Origin of the sequence: Candidatus Nanopelagicus hibericus, from assembly GCF_002288005.1 — a bacterium.
Classification (GTDB): Bacteria; Actinomycetota; Actinomycetes; order Nanopelagicales; family Nanopelagicaceae; genus Nanopelagicus; species Nanopelagicus hibericus.
In genome coordinates, this window is sequence record NZ_CP016771.1 from 737762 (window position 1) to 760628 (window position 22867).

At 42.2% G+C, this 22867-nt stretch carries 25 protein-coding genes; 11 read left to right on the forward strand and 14 right to left on the reverse strand.

Annotated elements, in window-relative coordinates:
* The first annotated feature begins 21 nt into the window (after window positions 1-21).
* Genes B1s21160_RS03825 through B1s21160_RS03835 form a run of 3 tightly spaced genes read left to right on the forward strand, consistent with a single transcriptional unit; the run spans window position 22 to window position 3496 of the window.
* Window positions 22-1095: a polyprenyl synthetase family protein gene (locus B1s21160_RS03825; protein ID WP_095672481.1), complete on the forward strand. Its 1074-nt coding sequence runs from the start codon at window positions 22-24 to the stop codon at window positions 1093-1095.
* 2 nt (window positions 1096-1097) lie between these two features.
* Window positions 1098-2582, forward strand: coding sequence for a phytoene desaturase family protein (gene crtI, locus B1s21160_RS03830; RefSeq protein ID WP_041887437.1), 1485 nt, complete (start codon window positions 1098-1100; stop codon window positions 2580-2582).
* A gap of 2 nt (window positions 2583-2584) precedes the next feature.
* A complete protein-coding gene (locus B1s21160_RS03835; protein WP_095672482.1) occupies window positions 2585-3496 on the forward strand; it encodes a phytoene/squalene synthase family protein in 912 nt (303 codons plus the stop codon).
* Here B1s21160_RS03835 and B1s21160_RS03840 read toward each other — a convergent pair whose 3' ends face one another.
* Window positions 3497-3802, reverse strand: a complete 306-nt coding sequence (locus tag B1s21160_RS03840; RefSeq protein WP_041887439.1) for a lycopene cyclase domain-containing protein — start codon at window positions 3800-3802, stop codon at window positions 3497-3499.
* Window positions 3802-4128, reverse strand: coding sequence for a lycopene cyclase domain-containing protein (locus B1s21160_RS03845; protein ID WP_223297924.1), 327 nt, complete (start codon window positions 4126-4128; stop codon window positions 3802-3804). Before B1s21160_RS03845 ends, B1s21160_RS03840 begins: the two co-directional genes overlap by 1 nt.
* A gap of 135 nt (window positions 4129-4263) precedes the next feature.
* Between B1s21160_RS03845 and pnuC the strand changes: the two genes are divergently transcribed.
* From pnuC to B1s21160_RS03875, 6 genes are read left to right on the forward strand one after another with little or no spacing between them, the layout of a single operon-like run.
* Window positions 4264-4815, forward strand: coding sequence for a nicotinamide riboside transporter PnuC (gene pnuC, locus B1s21160_RS03850; RefSeq protein ID WP_095672483.1), 552 nt, complete (start codon window positions 4264-4266; stop codon window positions 4813-4815).
* A 13-nt stretch (window positions 4816-4828) separates the two neighbouring features.
* Window positions 4829-5353: a uridine kinase family protein gene (locus B1s21160_RS03855; RefSeq protein WP_223297925.1), complete on the forward strand. Its 525-nt coding sequence runs from the start codon at window positions 4829-4831 to the stop codon at window positions 5351-5353.
* A 36-nt stretch (window positions 5354-5389) separates the two neighbouring features.
* The gene (gene pknB / locus B1s21160_RS03860; protein ID WP_095672485.1) at window positions 5390-7291 is read left to right on the forward strand and encodes a Stk1 family PASTA domain-containing Ser/Thr kinase; all 1902 of its coding nucleotides are present in this window, start codon (window positions 5390-5392) and stop codon (window positions 7289-7291) included.
* Window positions 7292-7325: 34 nt separating this feature from the next.
* A complete protein-coding gene (locus B1s21160_RS03865) occupies window positions 7326-8192 on the forward strand; it encodes a deoxyribonuclease IV (RefSeq protein ID WP_095672486.1) in 867 nt (288 codons plus the stop codon).
* Window positions 8193-9065: a DMT family transporter gene (locus tag B1s21160_RS03870; protein ID WP_095672487.1), complete on the forward strand. Its 873-nt coding sequence runs from the start codon at window positions 8193-8195 to the stop codon at window positions 9063-9065.
* Window positions 9062-10120, forward strand: a complete 1059-nt coding sequence (locus B1s21160_RS03875) for a threonine aldolase family protein (protein WP_095672488.1) — start codon at window positions 9062-9064, stop codon at window positions 10118-10120. Before B1s21160_RS03870 ends, B1s21160_RS03875 begins: the two co-directional genes overlap by 4 nt.
* Here the strand turns inward: B1s21160_RS03875 and B1s21160_RS03880 are convergent.
* From B1s21160_RS03880 to B1s21160_RS03890, 3 genes are read right to left on the reverse strand one after another with little or no spacing between them, the layout of a single operon-like run.
* Entirely contained in the window at window positions 10097-10588 is a 492-nt protein-coding gene (locus B1s21160_RS03880) for a methylated-DNA--[protein]-cysteine S-methyltransferase (RefSeq protein WP_041887446.1), read from the reverse strand. The genes B1s21160_RS03875 and B1s21160_RS03880 overlap by 24 nt on opposite strands.
* A 43-nt stretch (window positions 10589-10631) precedes the next feature.
* Window positions 10632-11963, reverse strand: coding sequence for a class II 3-deoxy-7-phosphoheptulonate synthase (locus B1s21160_RS03885; RefSeq protein ID WP_041887469.1), 1332 nt, complete (start codon window positions 11961-11963; stop codon window positions 10632-10634).
* A gap of 55 nt (window positions 11964-12018) precedes the next feature.
* On the reverse strand, window positions 12019-13044 hold the full coding sequence (locus B1s21160_RS03890) for a 6-phosphofructokinase (protein WP_041887447.1): 1026 nt from the start codon (window positions 13042-13044) through the stop codon (window positions 12019-12021).
* A gap of 69 nt (window positions 13045-13113) precedes the next feature.
* Between B1s21160_RS03890 and B1s21160_RS03895 the strand changes: the two genes are divergently transcribed.
* Window positions 13114-14052: an alpha/beta hydrolase gene (locus B1s21160_RS03895; protein WP_095672489.1), complete on the forward strand. Its 939-nt coding sequence runs from the start codon at window positions 13114-13116 to the stop codon at window positions 14050-14052.
* Window positions 14053-14916 (forward strand): DMT family transporter, encoded by an 864-nt coding sequence (locus B1s21160_RS03900; RefSeq protein ID WP_095672490.1) that lies wholly within the window; start codon window positions 14053-14055, stop codon window positions 14914-14916.
* Here the strand turns inward: B1s21160_RS03900 and era are convergent.
* The 9 genes from era to ftsY all read right to left on the reverse strand — a co-directional run bounded on the left by era (window position 14894) and on the right by ftsY (window position 22860).
* Window positions 14894-15811, reverse strand: coding sequence for a GTPase Era (era, locus tag B1s21160_RS03905; RefSeq protein WP_041887450.1), 918 nt, complete (start codon window positions 15809-15811; stop codon window positions 14894-14896). The two genes, B1s21160_RS03900 and era, sit on opposite strands and share 23 nt — an antisense overlap.
* 24 nt (window positions 15812-15835) lie before the next feature.
* Complete coding sequence (gene dprA / locus B1s21160_RS03910) at window positions 15836-16717, reverse strand: DNA-processing protein DprA (protein WP_095672491.1); 882 nt, start codon at window positions 16715-16717, stop codon at window positions 15836-15838.
* Between the two features lie 56 nt (window positions 16718-16773).
* Window positions 16774-17373 (reverse strand): ribonuclease HII, encoded by a 600-nt coding sequence (locus B1s21160_RS03915; RefSeq protein WP_095672492.1) that lies wholly within the window; start codon window positions 17371-17373, stop codon window positions 16774-16776.
* A gap of 5 nt (window positions 17374-17378) precedes the next feature.
* Window positions 17379-18056, reverse strand: coding sequence for a signal peptidase I (lepB, locus tag B1s21160_RS03920; RefSeq protein WP_095672493.1), 678 nt, complete (start codon window positions 18054-18056; stop codon window positions 17379-17381).
* Window positions 18057-18070: 14 nt separating this feature from the next.
* Window positions 18071-18625: a 30S ribosomal protein S16 gene (gene rpsP, locus B1s21160_RS03925; RefSeq protein ID WP_095672494.1), complete on the reverse strand. Its 555-nt coding sequence runs from the start codon at window positions 18623-18625 to the stop codon at window positions 18071-18073.
* Window positions 18626-18781: 156 nt separating this feature from the next.
* Window positions 18782-20215 (reverse strand): signal recognition particle protein, encoded by a 1434-nt coding sequence (gene ffh / locus B1s21160_RS03930; RefSeq protein WP_095672495.1) that lies wholly within the window; start codon window positions 20213-20215, stop codon window positions 18782-18784.
* A 20-nt stretch (window positions 20216-20235) separates the two neighbouring features.
* Window positions 20236-20574, reverse strand: a complete 339-nt coding sequence (locus tag B1s21160_RS03935; RefSeq protein WP_041887455.1) for a P-II family nitrogen regulator — start codon at window positions 20572-20574, stop codon at window positions 20236-20238.
* Complete coding sequence (locus B1s21160_RS03940; RefSeq protein WP_041887456.1) at window positions 20571-21875, reverse strand: ammonium transporter; 1305 nt, start codon at window positions 21873-21875, stop codon at window positions 20571-20573. Before B1s21160_RS03940 ends, B1s21160_RS03935 begins: the two co-directional genes overlap by 4 nt.
* 148 nt (window positions 21876-22023) lie before the next feature.
* Window positions 22024-22860 (reverse strand): signal recognition particle-docking protein FtsY, encoded by an 837-nt coding sequence (ftsY, locus tag B1s21160_RS03945; protein WP_095672496.1) that lies wholly within the window; start codon window positions 22858-22860, stop codon window positions 22024-22026.
* Window positions 22861-22867 lie beyond the last annotated feature (7 nt).

Below are 22867 nucleotides of genomic sequence, written 5' to 3' on the forward strand. Positions count from 1 at the left end.
CAGGCAGGGTACCGTTGCACCGTGAGTTTTGCTGTGACCAACGATATTAAATCGATGCGCTCTGCCATAAATCAAGCGTTAAATGAGTTCATCCAACAAGAGAATAAATACCTGGCAGGAATTGGTCCAGAGCTCAATCCAATCGCAGAGGCTGTGGAAAAATTTTTGTTAGATAGCGGCAAAAGATTACGCCCACTTTTTGCCTACGTTGGACTCTTAGGAGCGGGCATCCAACCAAATAAATCTATGTTAAGAGCGATAGCAAGTCTTGAGTTAGTTCATGTTTGTGCACTTATTCATGATGATGTAATGGATGGCTCTGATACTAGAAGAGGTGCACCAAGTATTCACAAGGCATTTCAGAGCATGCATGAAAAGAATAAACTTGAAGGATCACCAGAAAAATTTGGGGTGGCATCTGCAATTTTAATTGGCGATCTAGCACTGATTTGGTCTGCGCAAATGCTTCACACCTCGGGCCTAATGACCGAAGAATTAATCTCGGTACTGCCCGTTTATGATGAAATGCGAGTCGAACTTATGGCTGGTCAGTATCTAGATGTTTACGAACAGTCACTTGGAACTCAAAGTATTGAGAGATCTCTAAAGGTTGCTAGGTTCAAATCAGGAAAGTACACAATCCAACGACCATTGCACTTTGGGGCAGCTTTAGGAAAGGCTGATGAAGAGATAATTTCCGCTTACACAAATTTTGGAATTCCGCTTGGTGAAGCTTTTCAGTTGCGCGATGATTTGCTCGGCGTTTTTGGTGACTCATCCGAAACTGGTAAACCTAGCGGTGATGACCTGCGCGAAGGAAAGCGCACCGTATTGATGGCGGTTGCCATGGATAAATCCACTAAAACGCAATTAGATGAGATTAAAAAATTGTTTGGAGACGCAAATCTCACCTCTGCGCAAGTTCAGATGCTGCAGGAAGTAATTATTGAGACAGGTGCTGTTTCTCACATCGAATCTATGATTGAAGAGTTCACATCTACTTCACTCTCAGCCTTAAATCATGATGGAATTACCCCAATTGGTAAGCAACTATTAGCCGAGTTAGCAATACTTGCTACGAGTAGAAAGATTTAATTGTGCCAGCAAAGGTAAAAGGACCAACCGATAATGTCGTAATTGTCGGTGCAGGACTTGCTGGGCTCAGTGCTGCGCTGAGGTTGGCTGGTGCTGGTCGAAAAGTAACTGTTGTTGAACGCGAGTCTGTCCCAGGTGGCAGAAACGGTTTACTGAGTAAAGCCGGGTACTCATTTGATACTGGCCCATCTGTGTTGACCATGCCAGATTTAATTGCTGATGCGCTTGCCTGTGTTGGTGAGGATATAAAAGATTGGTTGGATTTAATCCCACTTAAGCCGCTCTATCGTGCATTTTATGACGATGGATCTCAACTTGATGTTCATTCTGACACAAATCAGATGCAGGCAGAGATTGCCAAAACAATTAGTCCAGCCGAGGCGATTGGCTACGGTAAGTATGTAGATTTTGTTACTAAGTTATATAAATATGAAATGAATGATTTTATTGATAGAAATATTGATTCACCCTTAAATTTATTGACACCAAATCTAGCCAGACTGGTTGCTTTAGGAGGCTTTCGTAAGCTATCCCCCAAGGTAAATCAATTTCTAAAGGATCCTAGAACGCAAAAGGTTTACTCATTTCAGGCTATGTACGCGGGTGTCAGCCCCCAACAAGCATTAGCGATTTATGCCGTAATTGCATATATGGATTCAGTAAATGGCGTTTTCTTTCCTAAGGGTGGAATGCATGCTGTTCCTAGAGCTATGGCTGCAGCAGCAGAAAAACATGGAGTGACCTTTAAATATAACTCTACAGTTACCAAAATTGAAAAAAGTAATGGCAGAGCAACCGCAGTCATTACTGAATCAGGTGAGCGAATAACTTGCGACGTGGTTGTTTTAAACCCAGATTTGCCAGTTGCTTGGCGCGATTTATTAGGTGGTCAACCAAGATCCGTAAGACGACTTAAATATTCACCCTCTTGCGCCACATTGCTGATTGGATCAAATAAGAAATATGACCATCTTGCCCATCACAATATTCATTTTGGTAAATCTTGGGCAGGTGTATTTGATGAATTGATCAACAAAAAAACTTTAATGAGTGACCCGAGTATTTTAGTGACGCTACCTTCCAAAGATGACCCAACGCTTGCACCTGCCGGCAAATCCTCATACTACGTTTTGTTTCCAACCCCGAACCTAACTGCCGATATAGATTGGAACAAAATAGGTCCTAGGTATCGGGATGAAATGATTAAAGCTTTAGAGGATCGCGGTTACACCGGATTTGCAAGTGGAATCGAAGTTGAGCACCTAACCACGCCATTAGATTGGCAAAAACAAGGAATGGAGGCAGGCGCTCCTTTTGCAAGTGCACACACCTTTTTTCAAACTGGGCCGTTTAGGCCAAAAAATCTTGCCAAGGGTTATGAGAACATAGTTTTTGCTGGCTCTGGCACTCAACCTGGAGTAGGTGTACCAATGGTATTAATCTCTGGCAGATTGGCCGCAGAAAGAATTGTTGGACCAGTAAAATAGAAATGAATGAACTAACCGCAGCTGGGATAGTTGATCCAAAATTGCGCGCTTCATATCAAGCATGTAAAAAACTTAACTCAAAACATGGCAAGACTTATTATCTGGCCACACTCCTATTACCACCAGCCAAGCGACCACATGTACACGCTTTATATGGCTTTGCCCGCTACGCAGATGAAATCGTAGATGATTTGGCATCAAATCTAACTGTGGATGAAAAAGCAGTAGCCCTAAAAAAATGGAGTGATCAAGTGCTATTAGATATGAAATCTGGTAGAAGTAATGATCCAATTGCGGCAGCTGTTGTTGACACTGCAATTAAGTTCAAAATACCCATTGCCTATTTTGAATCATTCTTGCATTCAATGCGTATGGATTTAACAGTGACGCAATATCAAAGTTATGAGGATCTTCATGAATATGTCTACGGTTCAGCGGCAGTAATTGGTCTACAGATGGTGGCAGTGCTGGGTACAACATCCTCTGAAGCAGTAGCTTTGGCAAACGAGGCAGCAGAAAAATTAGGAATTGCCTTTCAATTGGCTAACTTTATTCGAGATGTGGGTGAAGATTTGGATCGTGGACGGGTGTATCTGCCTATGAATGAACTTGAAGCCCATGGTGTTAGCCGCCAAATGTTAGAAGCAAGAGTCCTAACACTTGAGATAAAAAATGCCCTTAAAGAGCAGATTCAAAGAGTAAAAAGATTGCAAAAAGAATCCGTGCCTGGAATAGAACTACTAACTCCTGGCGCTCGAGAGTGTATCCAAGCTGCTAGCGAGCTCTACTGTGGAATTGTTGATGAGGTTGAAAAAATTGATTATCAAATATTTACTAAACGCGCCAAGACCTCAACATGGCGAAGATTTAGGGTTGCTTTACCGGCTTATCTGCGGGCAACGGTTGCTCGGTAACTAATTTTTTTGCACACCTGCCCTGCCCCAATAAACCCATAAACTCATCACGCTTAGTACTAATGCAAATCCAAACAAAAGATCCTCAGCAGGTGCTGAGGCTATTCGAATACCCAATATTGCATCTGGGCTGTACATAACAATATTTCTTGAGGTAAGCCACCAATTAGTCAAAAGTTGAAATGGCAAAATAATTGAATAGCTGGTCCAAAATACTTTTTTTGTTGTCAATCTGCTTTTAATCATAAAGTGATCAAAAATAATTGCGAATAAGAATGCAACTACTGCAATATCGGTATAAACCACTATTCATCACCAACTGTCCAGTGCTTTTTCACAGTTCGCACTGCTTGAATTGTCATCAAAGCTGCGAGCGGTACCACAATGAAAAAAAGGAACTCTTCAAATGGGATCTCAAATGGACCAATAATTCCAAGTATCTGTGATTTATCAAAATACCAATGGCCTTGAGAGATTGCATAGGCATCCCATGCTAAAAAAAGTATTGCTACTGGAAAAATACTTAGGAAGGTCCGCTGGATGCGACGCAAAACACCAGTTTTTAAATACAGCTCCAACCAAAAGGATCCGAATACCGTGAACAAGATCATCGCCAAATAGCCAAACTTCATCACGTGGCAACTATAGACAATTTTTTAGTGCGCTAAGATATTAAACACGGGAGCTAAGAAATTTAGCTGAGAGGGTCTGACACTCAGGCCGACCGGTAGACCAGTTCGGTAATGCGAATTGGAAAGGATACTCACATGTCGCTTTTAGAAATATTTGCTTTCCTAACCTCACTTGCTGGTGTAAGCCTGGGCGTACTAGGACCTCGAATCACCTGGATTTTTTGGAATCTTGGAAGTTTGCTTTATGCGGCTTTATTTTTTCAATCCTCATACTATGCAAGTGCTGCCCTTCAATTCTTATTTATTGCTGGTGGAGTTTGGGGATGGTTTGGTTGGGGGCCTAAGGGTGCAAAACCTAGAAAATCTACAGATCGGGAAAGGATTTTTCTGGTTACAAGTCTGATCGTATTTTCAATCACTTTGTGGCCTTTTCTGTTATATATCGGTGCAACCTCATCGGCTATCGAGTCTTTTGGTTTTGTTGGTAGCGTTATTGCCCAATTGTTAATGGTTTGGCAGCGCTTTGAAGCATGGCCGATTTGGTTCATAGTAGATCTTGCATATACCTACCAATACTTTTCAGGCGGACTTTATTTAACCGCATTTTTATATTTAATTTTCACGGGAATTGCTGTGTGGGGATGGGTTCGTTGGCGCAGGGAAGCAGAAAAAACAATTAATGATTGAATATCCTGACTTGTTGGAGGAAATTAACAAGATTGATCCAACCCAACCTATTTGCTTGGCAATTGACGGAGTTGCAGGTTCAGGTAAGACAACTCTTGCATCAAAATTATGTGATGATCTCAAAAATTGTCAGGTTGTGCATATGGATGATCTATATGAGGGTTGGAATGACCCTATATCGCAAAGACTCACCACCAGAGTTATCAGAGAGTTACTAGCGCCATTCTCTGAGCAAATATCGGTGAGATATCAAAAATTTAATTGGGCATTAAATAAATTTGAAAAATTCATTAATCTAGGAGTTCCAAATAGATTGATACTTGAAGGAGTAGGAGCTGGCCAAAGGGAGTTTCGAAAGTATTTTTCTAAAATTATATGGGTTGAATATGACCCTCAGCAAGGTTTTGATCGTGTGATTGCGCGAGATGGTGAAGGCATAAAAGAAGAAATGAAAAATTTCTTAATAGACCAGAATAAACATTTTAATGCTGAATTAACCAGGAATGCTGCGGATTACATCATTTCTGGTGCGCCCTAAACTCTAATTTGAGGACCCTTCCCTTAAACTTTAACTGTGTCTGATTTAACGGGTGAGCTGATAGATAATCGCTACCTCCTTCAGCGAAAATTAGCCTCCGGTGGTATGGCAACAATTTATGCTGGCATTGATACCCGTTTAGATCGTCCAGTAGCGGTAAAAATCATGCACCCTCATCTAGCGAATGATGAAGCCTTTGTATCAAGATTTATTAAAGAAGCAAAGGCTACTGCAGCCTTGTCTCATCCCAATATAGTTTCAATTCAAGATCAGGGATGGAATCAAGGCGGCCCACCTGCAGTATTTCTAGTAATGGAGTTAGTAGAAGGCACAACACTTCGTGACTATTTAAATGAAAATTCTGGGCTTTCAATTGATCAGACATTACAAATAATAATTCCAGTGCTATCCGCCTTATCTGCCGCCCACAGAATCGGCATAATTCATCGGGATATAAAGCCAGAAAATATCTTGATATCAAAGGATGGGCGAATCAAGGTGGCAGATTTTGGATTAGCAAGAAATACAGCGGTCAATCAAACCATGACTGCTGAGTCGAGTGTAGTTCTAGGCAGTGTCTCCTATCTTTCACCCGAACAGGTTCAGCGCGGAGTCGCAGATGCTAGAAGTGATGTTTATGCAATCGGTATTGTTTTATTTGAAATGCTCACTGGATCAAAGCCATATGAGGGTGAAACCCCAATACAAATTGCCTACCGACATGTGAATGATCGTATTCCCAATATTCAAAGTATTAAGCCAAGTACTCCCGCAGCAATAGCTGAACTGGTCTTTGCAGCCACTGCGCCAAACCCGGACCATCGGCCAAAAGATGCTGAAGATTTACACAATAAGATTCGTGAAATTCAGATACAAATTGATCCAAAGCGTAGACAAATGAGTTTAGAGCTTGACCTGCCTCCTGTGGTTACAAAAAGTGGTAAGCGAGGAAAAGTGTCAGTAGCCTCAGCTTTTGGTGGCTTTAAGGAAAAGACATCTCAATTAATCTCATCTAAACCAATCAATGTAAGCAAAGCTGAGGATTCAGTGGGCACTAAAAGGCGAAAAGTATCAAGAAGAGTCAAACGCAATCGAATTATTGCTTTGCTGTTGCTAGCTAGTTTGATTTTTGGTGGCTATCAATTAATTGGAGTGGGAAAAATTTCAGTTCCTTCACTTGCCGGATTGACACAATCTGAGGCCAAATCAACCCTGGCTGAGATTGGTCTTGCATCCGAAATTACAGAAGAAGTCTTTGATGAAGACATACCTAAGGGCAAAGTAATATCTTCCAAACCAGCTGGGGGTGGCAAGGTTTCACCCGATGGTGTTGTTGGACTTGTGATTTCTAAAGGTCAAGAGCGAATACAAATTCCAGATCTTAAAGGGGCAACCCCTGACGTCGCTTCCCAACAACTAGCAGCACTGGGCTTAACAGTCGGCGACATAAATGAAAGCTTTGACATGAAAGTTGCATCTGGCTTTGTGATATTGAGTGATCCTAAGAGTGGCGCTGAAGTTAAGCGCAGTTCAATTGTAAATTTGATAGTCAGCAAAGGAATTGAGCAAATATCACTAGTTTCATTTGTGGGCAAGGGCAGTGATGAGGCACTTTCAGAACTCACAAATAAAGGATTTGATGTGGATGCTACTTATAAGTTCAGCGATAATGTTTTCAAAGGGCTGGTGATTTCGCAAACACCCGATAAATCTGAATCGATTAGTATGGGAAGTAAGATCGAGCTAATTATCTCAAAGGGGCCGGAGTTTGTATTTGTGCCTAATGTTTTGGGGAAGAGCAAAAATGATGCGTCGGTTGATTTAGAGAATCTGGGATTAAAAGTAAGTATAAAAGGTAGCGGTAAGGTAAATAATATCTCACCTGCTATTGGCACAAAAGTGAAACAAGGCACCACAATCACCCTCACTTTGCGATAGAAGTTTCTCACCAATTCTCAGGTAGGCTCGCCAAATGGCAATTGCAAAAACTTATCCAAGAATTGGGGCACATGTTCCAACCTCTGGCGGTATGGCTACACGTTCAATCGAATATGCGCTAACCATAAAAGCCGAAGTAATTCAGGTATTTGCATCTAGTCCACGCACCTGGGCAACCTCAACACCAAACCCTGCAATGGATGAAGCATTTAAAGCCAAAACAAATGAACACGATATTGAAAGTTATGTTCATGCATCATTTTTAATTAATTTAGGCTCCCCTACGCTCTCAACATATGAAAATTCCTTGTCAGCTACTGCATACTCTTTGAAGCGAGGACGAGAGATCGGTGCAAAGGGCGTAGTAATTCATACTGGATCTGCAGTTGATGAGTCACATGTTGAAAAGGCTTGGAAGCAAATTCATGAAGGTGTTATGCCAATCCTTAATAACCTAAAAGCGGATGATCCATGGTTGCTTTTGGAACCAACAGCAGGCCAAGGAAAATCACTTGTGAAAAAACTTGATGACTTAACTAAATATTTTGAGGCACTTGAATGGCATCCCAAGGTTGGCGTGTGCTTAGACACCTGCCATGTATTTGCTGCCGGCCATGACATAAAGAAGCCTGGTGGAATGAAGGAGACCATGGATTTATTGGTTGAGATTGCTGGATTAGAACGAATTCAATTAATCCACGCCAATGACTCGATGGATATCTGCGGAAACCTCAAAGACCGCCACCAGAATATTGGTAAAGGTGAAATTGGTAGCAAGCCATTCATAGAGCTATTAGCTCACCCAGCGGTGGCTAATGCGCCATTGATTCTTGAAACTCCTGGAGCCGAGCCAGAACACGGAAGTGAAGTTGCATTACTAAAAAAGATGCGGAATAAGTAATTGAAAACTAAAGCATTTCTATACGCCGGCTTACTGGCAACAACTGCTGTTTGGGGTGGATCTTTTGTGGTAATGAAAGATTCCCTTGAACGCCAAGATGTCTACTCATTTTTAGCATCTAGATTTATCTTAGCCGCCCTCTTCATGTTCCTTTATCGCCCAAATTCTTTAAGAGGATTAGACCGTAAATTCATATTGCGGGCTTCTGTAGCTGGATTGCTTCTGGGAAGCGGGTTTATATTTCAGACTTTTGGTCTAACTAAAGCAACTGTTTCAAACACCGGCTTCATTACGGGTTTGTACCTTGTGTTCACGCCTTTGATTGCATGGATCATACTTAAAAAACATGTGGTAAAAATCCAATGGCTTGCTGTCGCTGTAGCCACTATTGGACTGTATCTAATTGCATATAACGGAATATCAATTGGACTCGGCGAAATTTTAGTTCTAATTTCAGCAATACTCTTTGCAGCTCAAATCGTGGCTCTAAGCGAATGGAGTGATGGAAAAAATGCTTACGCACTCACTTTAATTCAAATACTTGTCTCGTCCGTTATTTTCTTGCTCTTAACAATTAAGGATGGCTACCAACTTCCACCAGATGGGTCAGTCTGGTCAGCTGTATTTTTCACAGCTTTTTTTGCAACCTTCCTAGGATTTTTGATACAAGTAAAAGCGCAATCGATGATGAGCGCGACAGCTGCTGGCGTACTTCTCGCCATGGAGGTGCCATTTGCTTTAGTTTTTGGTCTTTACTTTGACAATGACCCACTAACATTAAGAATTATCTCTGGTGGAACTCTAGTAATGGCTGCCATGGCAATGGTAATTTGGTCGGATACTAGAAAGATAAATCTTGGAGAATCAAAATGACCAGTTCTAGAAAAGTCGATCTGAGGTCAGATACTGTCACAAAGCCATCAGCGGGTATGAGAGAAATTATGTCAGCAGCCGAGGTTGGTGATGATGTTTATGGTGAGGACCCAACAGTAAATTCTTTGGAAAATCGTGTCGCCAAACTCTTTGGCAAAGAGGCAGCTTTATTTTGTCCAACTGGTTCTATGGCTAACCAATTATCAATTCGGATACTAGTAGCACCTGGGGAAGAATTAATCACTGAAACAAACTCACATATTGTTAGGGCAGAACTAGGAGCAGGTGCCGTATTTAGTGGAATTACTACTCGAACTTGGTTGGCCGATAGAGGATTATTAAATGCTGATGAACCACTCAATATTGCGAAGCCGGACTCAGGACCTTATCTAGTTTCGACAACCGCAATCGCAGTTGAAAATACTCACAACTTTGGTGGGGGAACTGTTCAACCAATTTCTGAGATAAAAAAATTGCGACAAGAGAGTCAAAAACTAGGCATCTCGCTCCATCTAGATGGGGCACGTATTTGGAATGCTCATGTTTCCTCCGGTGTAGAGCTTGTTGAGTATGGAAATTACTTTGACACGATTAGTGTCTGTTTTTCGAAGGGTTTGGGAGCACCAGTTGGTTCGATAATGATTTCAGATAAAGAGCGAATTGGAAAAGCTCGGCAGTGGCGAAAAAGGTACGGTGGCGGCATGAGGCAAGTTGGTGTGCTTGCATCTGCATGTCATTACGCGTTGGATCACAATATTAAATTGTTGAAAATAGATCATCAGCGGGCAAAGTTAATTGCAAAGGCAATTGCTTCCATTGCTCCGAATTTGATCAATCCTGAACATGTTGACACCAATATCGTCGGATTAGATTTAACTGGTTTAAAAATTACTGCTGCTGAGCTCTCATCCTGGTTACAAGAGAAGGGTATTTTGACAGGAGCGCTTGGACCAAAATATCTGAGATTAGTTACTCATCTTGACCTAACTGATGATGATATTGAGTATGTAAGTCAAGTGCTACCCAAATTATTACAGCGCGCCCTCGTGTCTTAACAACCATTCTTTAATTTTTACACCATAACCATAATTTCCTAGCGCGCCACCACTTTTTACTATCCGGTGACAAGGAACCACTGGCGCAATCAAATTGTTACCACAAGCAGTTCCTGCAGCCCTGATTGCAGCTGCTGATCCTGCTCGTTTAGCTAACTCTGCATAAGATAGTGTTTTGCCGGCAGGAATTTTACGCATTACCTTCCATACATCCTGCGAAAACTTTGCACCTATCTGACGAACTTTAATACTGTTAATGGCACCTAGGTCGCCATTGAAGTAATCGTCAATAAGCACAGAAATTACTGGAATCTGCTTGGCTTCTTTGATACCTTTTGAGAAATCTTCTTCAGAAAGTCTTGAGATTAGATTATTTAGACCTTTAAATCCTGCAGCTAGTAATACATTCTCATCGACGATGAAATCTAAAACGCCAACTGGGGTCTTAATGGTTGAAGCTAGTAGCACCTGCTGACTTTATCCTTTTTGATGCAAATATCAATATTTATTTTTAGCGATCTCGGAGCATCTCTGCTACTAGAAAGGCGAGCTCAAGTGATTGGGTGTGGTTCAGTCTTGGATCGCACGCGCTTTCATATCTTGAGGAAAGATCTTCATGACTTATTGCTTCTCCCCCACCAACGCACTCAGTGACGTCATCACCCGTAAGCTCTATATGAATACCACCTGGGTGAGTCCCCAACTTTTTATGGACCTCAAAAAATCCCCTCACCTCATCTAGTACATCATCAAATTTTCTAGTTTTATACCCACTTGGTGCTTCATAGGTATTTCCATGCATCGGATCACAGACCCATAAAACTATCGCACCTGATTTTCTAACCGCCTCTACTAATGGTGGAAGTTTTTCGCGAATTAATCCCGCTCCCATTCTGGTGATAAAAGTCAGCCGTCCTGGTTCATTACTTGAATTTAACTTATTTATGATTGCAAGTACTTCATCGGTTGTAGTTTTTGGTCCAAGTTTCACACCAATTGGATTATGGATTTTTTCTGCAAAATCGATGTGCGCGCCATCTAATTGGCGGGTTCTCTCGCCAACCCAAACAAAATGTGCCGAAACATCATAAGGATTGTTGGTGCGCGAATCGATTCTAGTTAGTGCTTTTTCATATTCTAAAATCAGTGCTTCGTGACTAGAGTAAAAATCAACAGATTTGAATGATTCCGGATCAACACCTGCCGATTGCATAAATTGAATCGCCCGGCCAATTTCCTTCGCCATTTCTTCATAACGAGCGCTGAACCTGGCATCTGCAGCGAAACCTTTATTCCAACTGTGAACTTGGCGAAGATCTGCAAATCCACCTTGGGTAAAGGCGCGAACTAGATTCAATGTTGCAGCGGAGGTGTTATAAACCCTGACTAATCGCTTTGGGTCAGGTGTGCGCGCATCTTTGGTAAATTCCAGATCATTAACCGCATCTCCCCGATAAGCAGGCAGAGTTACTCCATCTCGAGTTTCCATATCATTACTGCGAGGCTTTGCAAATTGTCCAGCCATCCGGCCAACCTTTATTACCGGCAGGGATGAGAAGTACTGCAGAACTGCAGCCATTTGTAAGATTGTTTTGATTCGATTACGAATTGAATCTGCAGTTGCTGCTGCAAACGTTTCAGCACAATCACCGCCTTGTAGCCAAAATGCTCTACCCAAAGCAGCTTCGCCGATTCGCTTCTTAAGATTGTCGCACTCACCGGCAAAGACCAATGGTGGAAAGCTTTCTAGTTCAGCCACCGCTGACTTAACCGCTTCTGGATCAGGCCAGGTAGGTTGTTGAGCTGCAACTAATCCAGATTTAAATATCGAGTTGGCATTCATAAGATAATGGTAAGCAATCATTAGATGTTGATGTGGCTAATTAAGCCCCCATCAACTACCCAAAGAAGATCTCCGCCTCTTTATATAGTTCAGGGTCTACCGTCTTCAATTTTGTCGTCGCAGAGGCTAAAGGTACCCGCGCTATCTTGGTGCCATGTAGCGCAACCATCTTGCCCCAATCCCCATCATGCACCGCAGTGATAGCGTGTAAACCAAACCTTGTTGCCAGCACTCGATCAAAAGCTGTTGGCGTACCACCACGTTGAATATGACCTAGGACTGAGGTGCGAGCCTCATTACCTGTTTTTTCTTCTATCTGTTTTGCTAGCCACTCACCGATTCCAGATAATTTCACATGTCCAAATGAATCAAGTGTTTTATCTTTCGTGACTAAATCCCCATCTTGCGGAATCGCACCCTCTGCAATCACAATAATCGGTGAATAACTCTGTTCAAATCTAGATTCAACCCACTTACAAACCTGATCCAAGGAAAATTTCACTTCAGGAATTAATATGCAGGATGCCCCACCAGCTAATCCTGAATGCAAGGCTATCCAACCTGCATGCCTGCCCATAACCTCAACTATTAGGGCTCGGTGGTGTGATTCTGCGGTGGTGTGTAATCGATCAATTGCCTCGACTGCAATATTCACTGCGGTATCAAATCCAAATGTGTAATCGGTATTATTCAAATCATTATCGATTGTCTTTGGAACGCCAACAACTTTAACACCTAGTGAATCTAATTTGGTAGCAACACCAAGCGTATCTTCACCACCAATTGCTATTAATGCGTCCACCTTCATCTTTGCTAAATTTTCCTTAATTTTCTCCACACCATTATCGATTTTAAATGGATTTGTTCGTGATGAACCTAAAATAGTTCCACCCTTAGGCAAGATTCCCCTAGTCGCTGGAACATCTAATTTCATTGTCAAACCTTCAAGCGGACCACGCCAGCCATCGCGGAAGCCTAGGAATTCATAGCCATACTCTTTAACACCTTTACGTACTGCGGCGCGAATAACTGCATTCAAACCTGGACAGTCTCCGCCGCCAGTTAAAACACCAATTCGCATTTAAAAACTCCATACCTTAAATGGTTATAAAAGTTGGTCTATATTGCTGGCTAAGTCTACTCTGCCGCAATGGGATTAAAACCCGAGATAAAGGCGTACCTCGCAGAGCGAGCATCCCTTGATTTGCCACCGGTTTGGCAAGCACCTTTAGATGAGATTCGAGCAAACACAAAACTTCATCCCGCTCTGCAGCAGCCATTAATTCAGATCCAATCTGTAGAACAGCACATGATTTTGGGGCCAACTTCATCCCTTCCAATTCGAATTTATCGGCCCACTAATGAATCAAATTTACCGGCGTTGGTATTTTTTCATGGCGGTGGCTGGGTTTTAAACTTCTTAGATATTTATGAACCAGCTCTTCGAACAATCGCTAAGCTTGGTAATTTTGTAATTGTTGCAGTTGAGTACCAAAAGGCACCAGAACATCCATACCCGAGTGCACTTAATGATTGCTACGCCACCCTTCAATGGGTAATTGACAACGCAGCTGATCTATCAATAGATCAATCAGCAATTGGTGTGGGTGGCGATAGCGCAGGTGGAAACTTGGCCTCTGCTGTTGCAATTAAAGCATTAGAGAAAAGGTTAATTTCACTTGCTTTTCAACTGCTGATTTACCCATGTAATGATCTAGATATGGCCTATCCTTCAGCAACAAATTTCACACAAGGATATGGGCTTACTACCCAGGCAATGAAATGGTTTTGGGATCAATACCTTTCTACAGCAAAGGATAGGCAGGATCCATACGCGGTACCAATAAAAGCCCCAACTTTGAGAGGAGTTGCACCTGCTATTTTGATTGCAGCAGAGTTTGATCCACTAACCGATGGAGTTAAAAATTACTATCAAAAATTGATTAAAGATTCAGTTCCTGCAATCTATAAAGAGTATGCAGGCCAAATTCATGGCTTCTTTAATTTAAGTGGCGTAACTCCTGATGCAGATTCACTATACTTAGATGTTGCTAATGAAGTAAATGCAATTTTAGGAAGGTATAAATAATTGACTAGGGTGGGTTGGGGCAGATTTGCCCTAGTGGGCTTCTTATGGGGTACTCCATACCTTTTTATAAAGGTTGCAGTTGAAGAGATTCCACCCTCAACAATAATTTTCTTTCGGGTGCTAATCGGCGCACTGGTATTACTTCCACTTGCCTTATCTCAGAAAAAAATACTAATTCCACGAAGATACTGGCATATCGTTCTGATCTATACCGTTGCCGAGTTAATCGGTCCGTGGTATCTCATTACTAATGCTGAGCAAAAAATATCATCAGGACTTGCAGGTTTGTTGGTGGCCACTGTGCCAATTTGGGCAGCTATTTTTGCCTCGCTAAATGGTGATCACACTGTTTGGCATAAATCTCGACTATTTGGCTTGGGAATAGGATTTATAGGAGTTGTAGCGGTTGTGGGCATCGAGTCGATAAGTGGTCGGCAAGACATCAAATCAATCGGTATGGTAATTCTGGCTGCAATTGGGTATGCCTATGCGGTGAATATGATTAATCGCAAAATTCCGACTGTTCCTGGGATTGGATTAAATGCCTGGGCGATGATCATTACCACCATTTTCTATTTTCCATTTGCGGTTGCTAATTGGCCAACTAAAACTCCCTCTACCGAAGCGATTGCATCAGTAGCGGCACTTGGCATTTTTTGCACAGCAATTGCTTTTATTCTATTTTTCAAATTACTTGCAGAGGTTGGGCCACCTCGTGCTTCACTGATAACCTATTTGAATACAGCAGTTGCAGTGCTGCTAGGAGTAATTTTATTGGGAGAGCCACTCACCTTAGGAATAATGCTGGGATTACCGCTGGTGCTAATTGGATCTTATTTTGCTAGTCGGAAAGTGCGTCTGTAAACCCAAGCTTTGCTAAAAGTTTAGGATCTTTTTGCCACTCTTTAGATACCTTGACATGAATTTGTAGAAAGACTTGCATATCAACTAAATTTTCAATTGATTTTCGGGCAATTGTGCCGATAGATTTCAACTTACTGCCTTGTGGACCAATAATAATTCCCTTTTGACTATCACGTTCCACATGCAATGTTGCACTAATATCAAAAATCTTTCCCCCTTCTCGCTCCCCCATCTCCTCAATAGTGACCATAACCGAGTGTGGCAGCTCCTCATACAACTCTTCGATTGCAGCTTCCCTAATCAAATCGGCATACATTAATTCCTCGGCTTGATCAGTATTTATATCTGTTGGATAGAGTGCTGGTGATTTAGGTAGATTTTTTGCAAGTAGCTCTAAAAGCAACTCTGTTTGCTCCAGATTTTTTGCTGAAACTGGCACAATTTCTGCTCGACTCAAACCTAATTTATCTACGAAAGCAGATACCTGCGTAAGTTTGACCGCTAAATCTGATTTTGAAACAGCATCTACTTTTGTTACGACTAGAAAGAGCGGTTGCCCATTTTTAATTTGTTTTGCAATGTATTCATCTCCTGCGCCGATCTCCTCATTCGCTGGTAGACACAATAAAACTGAATCAGTTGAACTTATATTTTCAGTAACCATCGAATTGAGTCTTGTCCCAAGAGCGGTTTTAGGTTTATGCATTCCTGGAGTATCAACCAAAATCATTTGAAAATCCTGTCGATTAACAATTCCACGAATTGGATTTCTTGTGGTATTTGGATGGTGTGAAGTGATTACGATTTTGCTACCGACTAGGGCATTTACAAGTGTTGACTTGCCAGTGTTTGGACGACCAACTACAGCAACAAATCCTGCTTTAAAATTTTCCATTGGCTACATTCTCTCACCTTTTATTTATCTCAATTGCAATGGCGTTATTACCTCAAGAATTTCATCCAAGCTTGTTGCGATATCTGCAACTCGTTCAGAGATGAGCCGATGACATCCTTCACTTAATGGTGATGTGACTTCACCTGGAATCGCAAAAACTGGCCTGAAGATCTCGGCGGCATCTCGGGCGGTTCGAATTGAGCCACTAACAAACTCTGCCTCAACTACCACTGTTGCTTTTGTCAGGGCAGCAATTAATCTATTTCGAACCAAAAATTTATACGGAGCCGACCTCTCCGAGGGCATCGATTCAGATAACAAAAGTCCTGAATCAGATATTTGTTTGAATAATCCTTGATTCTCAGGTGGATATAGATTATTCACTCCCGCTGCCAATACAGAGATAGTAATTCCACCGGCAGCAAGTGCACCCATGTGCGCTGCTGTATCAATTCCATAAGCACCTCCACTAACCACACAAACTCTAAATATTGCTGCCTCGTAAGCTAGTTTTTTTGCCACAGTGACTCCGTAATTGGTGGGCCTCCTACTTCCGACAATCGAGATGGATTGCTCAAGCGTTCCTAGTGCTTCTCGATTGCCCGAGCAAACTAAGCCAATTGGCGGGACGGACAAATCATTTAATGGATTAGGCCAATCTATGCTTTCATTAGTGATAAAGAATGCGTTGGCTTGTTTGATCTCAACTTTTAACTCCGCTAAATCTCGACTTTGAATCTGATATCTTAATTTAGAAATATTTGGCTGGCTTAGGTATTTCCTACCCTCAATAATTTTGCAGTAAACAGCAGTAGCGCTATGAGTATTGACTTCATTAATCCAAAAAGTATTCCCAACCTCGATAACTGAGAAAAGTATTAATCTTGCGGAAATCTCATCTATCACTAAATAAACTTAACTAGTTTTTTGCAAGGATTGACTGCAATTGCAATCCCTGTGTATTACTTGAGCAGTGCTGCAATATTTGAGAATGATTTTCGGTGAATTGGTAGCACACCGTGTTTTTTAATCGCTTCAGTATGTGATTCTGTTATATACCCTTTGTGACTGGCAAAGCCATACTGGGGATATTGCTTATCAAATGAAATCATTATTCGATCTCGATAGACCTTCGCCAAAATAGATGCAGCACTAATTGAAATTGCCACCTGATCCCCCTTCCAAACAGAGAGATTGGGAGTGGTTAATCCTGGTATGGGATAGCCATCGGTGAGAATGTATTCAGGTGTAATCTCCAATGTATTTACCGCTCTTCGCATTCCTTCGATGTTGCATTTATGCAAGCCAAGTGAATCAATTTCTGCAGGTGCAATTTCAATTATGGCATAAGTAAGACAATTACTGATTACAACATCAAAAAGTGCTTCTCGCTTAGATTCACTTAGCTCTTTTGAGTCTCTGACATCTGCCAGAAGATTGGAGAGTGGGTCCTTTAGAATTGCAGCGGCAATAACTAGTGGACCAGCACATGGTCCGCGACCTGCTTCATCCACTCCGGCAATATTTTTAATACCCACCTTAAGCAGATTTTGCTCGATCATAAAACTTAAGGTTTGTCTTTGACAGGTATCTTTTTTAAGTCCTCGCCTTTTTCAATTATTGAGACATTACCGATTGGCCAAACTATAAAGCTGGCCCTGCCAACAACTTTACTTAACGGAACTAAGCCATTATTTGCAGAATCTGGCTGATATCTGGAATCAGCACTGGCCGCTCGATGATCACCCATCACCCAAATAAATCCGGCTGGGACATCTATATTAAACTTAGTATCACTTGGTTTATCGCCATCAAATATATATGGCTCATTTATTGCGACGCCGTTTACCTGCAACTTTCCACTTGGATCACAACAGGTGACATTATCTCCACCCACGCCAATTACGCGTTTAATCAAATACTGCTTGGCTGGATCTGGAATAACTCCAACCATTATTAGACCAGATTTTAGCTTTCCGATTAAAGCTGAATCATTTGACTCTGATACTGAACCAAGCCAATTATCTGGATCGCCAAAAACTACTACCTCTCCTCGCTTGATATCGCTGAACAGCGCGCCAAATTTATTGACCGCAATTCGGTCACCAATTTGTAAAGTATTTTCCATCGAGCCTGAAGGAATATAGAAAAAATGCAGAAAAAAGGTTTTAATTACGATTGAAACTACTAATGCCGAAACTACAATAATTGGTAGTTCGCGAAGGAAGGAGCCCTTCTTTGGCATATGTTTGAAGTTACTTAAGCTTGTGGAGTTTCATCCGCAACAGCTTCAGCAACAGCCTCTGCAACTGGTGCTTCTTCGACAACTGGCGCAGCCTCTGCAACAGGTGCTGCTTCAACAACTGGCGCAGCCTCTGTAACTGGTGCTGCTTCAACAACAGGTGCAGCTTTTGCGGCTAAACGCTCTGCAGCTTTTTTCTTTAAAGTTGTTGCACCATCTGCTGGCTCATTCATAGCTTCTTTAACGGCAGCCTCATACGCCACTCGCTTATCAATCCGTGCTGGCTGTGGTTTAACCGATCCTTCGGTCCCTGGCAAGCCGTTTGCTTTTTGATAATCACCTGTCAACTTCAATAATGCAGTAACCGCCTCAGTTGGTTGTGCACCAACGCCCAGCCAATATTGCACGCGCTCTGAGTTAACTTCAATTAGAGATGGTTCAGATGCTGGTGAGTAACGACCAATTTCTTCAATGGCTTTTGAGTTTCTTGCCGAACGAGAATCTGCAATCACAATACGAAAATGAGGCGTGCGAATCTTTCCAAGACGCATTAATTTAATCTTTACTGACACAAAACTCCCTATAGAAAATTAGACGGCATTTCTTTCGTAAACAGCGGGGGCGTTTACTTCCAGAGATAACCTTGCGGACAAAAATTGCTGTGGGTTAGAGGGTCCCATTAGCAGATGGCTAATCTTGCCAGCAGATGGGGCTAAACCCAAATTGGCTTACTTTCCCTCTTCCAACGCCCGTTTAGCAGGGTTACCTGAGCGGGACTTTTTCTTTGGAATTTCAATCTTATTTTGTGGCACTTGCCCACCACCTATACCGGCAAAACTTGGCAATCCTGCAGCAGGATTTTTACCTCTCATTTGTTTCATCATTTTTTGTGCTTGGCTAAACCGCTCAACCAAAGAGTTGATTTCTGAGATTGCGCGACCGCTGCCTTGCGCTATACGGGCTCGCCTAGAACCATTTAGAATTTTAGGATTTCGGCGTTCAAGCGGCGTCATAGATTCAATGATTGCCCTACTCCTAACTAATTCTGATTCATCAAAATTTTCTATTTGCTTTTTCATTCCAGTAGCACCGGGTAGTAAACTCATCAATTTGCTTATGCTGCCCATATTTTTCATTGCCTCAAGTTGAGAGAGAAAATCTTCGAAGGTGAAATCTTCACCCTTAACAAACTTCTCTTCTAATTTCTTTGAAGAATCCTCTGGCATGGCTCGCTTTGCCTGCTCTGCTAGGGATGCCACATCTCCTAGCCCCAGAATCCGAGATGACATTCGTTCTGGATAAAAAGGCTCAAAATCATTTATTTTTTCACCGGTTGAGGTAAAAATTATTGGCTTACCTGTTAATTCAACTACTGAAAGTGCAGCGCCGCCCCTGGCATCACCATCAAGCTTGGTTAGCACTATGGCATCGAAACCGACCCCTTGGGCAAATGCTTTTGCAGTAAAGGCGGCATCCTGACCGATCATTGCGTCAACAACAAAAAACACCTCATCTGGATTTACTGCATTTCGCACATTTGTTACTTGTTGCATCATCTCTTCATCGATTCCGGTGCGACCTGCAGTATCAATAATCACGAAGTTGTGCAGCTTTTCGGTAGCGAATCTCAGACCTGCCCGAGCCACCTCAACTGGATCACCCACTCCATTTCCAGGCTCTGGAGCAAAAACAGGAATTTTGATTGATTGACCAACAACTTGAAGTTGAGTTACCGCGTTTGGCCGCTGCAGGTCAGCTGCCACAAGTAGTGGTGTATTTCCTTCACTCTTGAAGTAGTTTGCCAATTTTCCCGCCAATGATGTTTTTCCGGCACCTTGCAAGCCAGTTAATAAAATTACCGTTGGTGCAGTTTTGGCGTACCTAACTCTGCGAGTATTTCCGCCTAAGGTCAGGGTTAATTGATTGTTGACGATTTCAAATATTTTCTGCGATGGATTTGTGCTTCTATTTATTTCATCGCTTTTCTCTTGAAATTTCTCTAGGATTTTGGCAGAGAAATTATCAGCCACCGCAAGAGCAACATCAGAGTCTAATAGAGCTAATTTTATATCCTGGGCGAATTCAACTAATTGTGGTTGTGTGACTTTGCCACGTAGGCCAGAAAATACTGTAGAAAATCTCTGGCCTAACGCTTCGAACATGGAGGCATCTTACATATTATTTAGATAGCGCTTTCACCACTCTCACCAGTTCTCACTCGAGTGACTGACTCAACTGATGTTGCCCAAACTTTTCCATCACCAATATTCCCGGTTCGAGCAGCATCTACAATCACCTTGATTGCTTTATCTACTTCCCCACTGCTAACTAATACTTCCAACCTAAGCTTTGGTATTAGATCAACTTTGTATTGAGCACCCCGATAAACCTCAGTTAACCCAAGTTGGCGACCAAACCCTTTTGCCTCTGAAACAGTCATGCCAGTGATCCCAGCACCAACTAAAGCTTCTTTGATGGCATCAAGTTTTTGTGGCTTAATGATTGCAGTTATTAACTTCATGATCTAAAACCTCCACTTGAACTAGTTGTTAATTCATATCCGGTTTCAGCATGTTGATCGTAATCAATTCCTGACACCTCAGCCTCCTCTTTTACTCGCAAACCGATAGTTTTATCGATAGCAAAGCCGATAATCAGTGTTGCGATAAATGAATAGGCAAGTACAAAGAAAGCACCAAAAGCTTGCTTGCCCAGTAATACAGTTCCGCCACCATAGAAGATTCCATCTAAGCCCAGGCTATTTATCGCGCTGCTGCCAAAAAATCCGATTGATAAACAGCCCCATAGTCCACCAACTAAGTGCACACCGACTACATCTAGTGAGTCATCAAAGTTAAAGATATATTTAAGGCCAACTGCTAAGGCACAAAATACTCCGGCCAGTAAGCCAATTACGACAGCAGCCCATGGTGCAACAAATGCACATGCAGGTGTAATAGCAACTAAACCAGCTATCGCGCCAGATGCCACGCCTAAGGAAGTCGGATGGCCATCTCTGATTTTTTCAACCAATAACCAGCCAAGTGCTGCTGCTGCAGTTGCTACTTGTGTATTCAGCAATGCAAGTGCTGCAACACCATTTGCGCCTAATGCTGAGCCAGCATTGAAGCCAAACCAACCGAACCACAAAAGACCAGCCCCGATTAAAACCAACGGCAGAGAGTGAGGTCGCATCGATTCACGGCGCCAACCGACTCGTCTACCCAAAATAATCGCCATGGCTAATCCGGCCGCACCAGCGTTGATATGAACCGCTGTACCACCAGCAAAATCTTCAACACCACGAGCTGCTAGGAATCCAGCACCAGTAACGGTGTCGCCAACTTTATTGCCAAATGCAAATACCCAATGTGCAACTGGGAAATAAACCAAAGTTACCCAAATTGCAACGAAAACTGCCCAAGCAGTAAATTTCGTTCGATCTGCAATTGCACCAGATATAAGTGCTGGTGTAATTATTGCAAACATCAATTGAAACGCTGCAAATGCTAATAATGGAATTGGATATACACCGCCATTGTTGGTTAACTCATTTACCGCACTCCCCAAACCTGATAATGAGATCTCGCCATACCATTGTGAATTAGCTTTATAACCAAAAGCTAGCTTGAAGCCATAAATAACCCAAAGCACACTAACGATGCCAATTGTTACCATAGACATCAACATCATATTTAATACACTCTTTGCTCTGACCATTCCACCATAAAAAAGTGCTAGGCCCGGTGTCATCAAAAGCACCAATGCAGTACTGGCTAACACCCATGCGGTATCACCAGAATTTAAAATTACCTCAGCCATTTAATCTCCATTTTTCAATCAGTTTTGGATAAATATGGGAAACCTCGTCGTTGAGATGGCATAACTATGCATAGGGCGGGTTAAAACAGGCGCTCTTTAAGGTTTCAACCTCGTGACAGTTTTACCTCTTATGTTAAAAGTATGTTACTTAGCCAAATAAAGCTTGGATATACCGATCCGGGTCAAAGGGGGCAAAGTCTTTTATCTGCTCACCTGTCGCGACAAACTTGATCGGCACTCCGCTCTCCTTTTCGACCGCCAGCGCTACTCCGCCCTTAGCTGAACCATCTAGTTTGGTAATAATAAATCCGGTGACCCCCACTGCCTCAATAAACACCTTCGCCTGATTCATTCCATTTTGCCCAGTGGTGGCATCAATTACTAACAAAATCTCATCTACTGAAGATTGCTTCTCGATTACTTTTATTACCTTACCCAACTCTGCCATCAAATTTTGCTTAGTGTGCAATCGGCCAGCGGTGTCAACAATTAAATAATCATAACTTTCTGCTTTAGCTTTTTCAACTGCAGAATATGCAACCGAGGCGGGATCACTGTTGACTTGCCCAATAACTATTTCAGTTTTAATTCGTTCAGCCCAAGTGTGCAACTGATCCGTAGCGGCGGCGCGAAAAGTATCTGCAGCGGCTAACAAAACTTTATTACCGCTATTTTTAAGCATACTAGCGATTTTCGCTACAGAGGTAGTTTTCCCAGTTCCATTAACACCAACTATCAGAATGGTTTTTAGGGAGGTATCTCCTGATATTAAAGTGCGATCTTTTTTACTTAGCCAGTTAGAGATCACCTGGGATATCGCAGTTTTTGCATCCTCTGGCTTTACCGACTTAGCGGTAGTGATGACTTGATCTATTAAATCTACGCCTAGATCTGCAGTAATTAAATTGACTCTTATTTCATCCCATTCTTGTTCACTTATTGCACCAGAACGTAAGGCAGTGAATAAGCGTTGAAATAAACTCATTTACTTT

Coding starts and splice junctions, on each gene's coding strand:
- B1s21160_RS03935 (WP_041887455.1), bottom strand. CDS start 20,574: ATGAAGTTAATAACTGCAATCATTAAGCCACAAAAACTTGATGCCATC.
- B1s21160_RS03895 (WP_095672489.1), top strand. CDS start 13,114: ATGGGATTAAAACCCGAGATAAAGGCGTACCTCGCAGAGCGAGCATCC.
- B1s21160_RS03890 (WP_041887447.1), bottom strand. CDS start 13,044: ATGCGAATTGGTGTTTTAACTGGCGGCGGAGACTGTCCAGGTTTGAAT.
- B1s21160_RS03865 (WP_095672486.1), top strand. CDS start 7,326: ATGGCAATTGCAAAAACTTATCCAAGAATTGGGGCACATGTTCCAACC.
- ffh (WP_095672495.1), bottom strand. CDS start 20,215: ATGTTCGAAGCGTTAGGCCAGAGATTTTCTACAGTATTTTCTGGCCTA.
- B1s21160_RS03940 (WP_041887456.1), bottom strand. CDS start 21,875: ATGGCTGAGGTAATTTTAAATTCTGGTGATACCGCATGGGTGTTAGCC.
- B1s21160_RS03835 (WP_095672482.1), top strand. CDS start 2,585: ATGAATGAACTAACCGCAGCTGGGATAGTTGATCCAAAATTGCGCGCT.
- B1s21160_RS03885 (WP_041887469.1), bottom strand. CDS start 11,963: ATGAATGCCAACTCGATATTTAAATCTGGATTAGTTGCAGCTCAACAA.
- pnuC (WP_095672483.1), top strand. CDS start 4,264: ATGTCGCTTTTAGAAATATTTGCTTTCCTAACCTCACTTGCTGGTGTA.
- lepB (WP_095672493.1), bottom strand. CDS start 18,056: ATGCCAAAGAAGGGCTCCTTCCTTCGCGAACTACCAATTATTGTAGTT.
- B1s21160_RS03875 (WP_095672488.1), top strand. CDS start 9,062: ATGACCAGTTCTAGAAAAGTCGATCTGAGGTCAGATACTGTCACAAAG.
- B1s21160_RS03845 (WP_223297924.1), bottom strand. CDS start 4,128: ATGAAGTTTGGCTATTTGGCGATGATCTTGTTCACGGTATTCGGATCC.
- era (WP_041887450.1), bottom strand. CDS start 15,811: ATGGAAAATTTTAAAGCAGGATTTGTTGCTGTAGTTGGTCGTCCAAAC.
- ftsY (WP_095672496.1), bottom strand. CDS start 22,860: ATGAGTTTATTTCAACGCTTATTCACTGCCTTACGTTCTGGTGCAATA.
- B1s21160_RS03915 (WP_095672492.1), bottom strand. CDS start 17,373: ATGATCGAGCAAAATCTGCTTAAGGTGGGTATTAAAAATATTGCCGGA.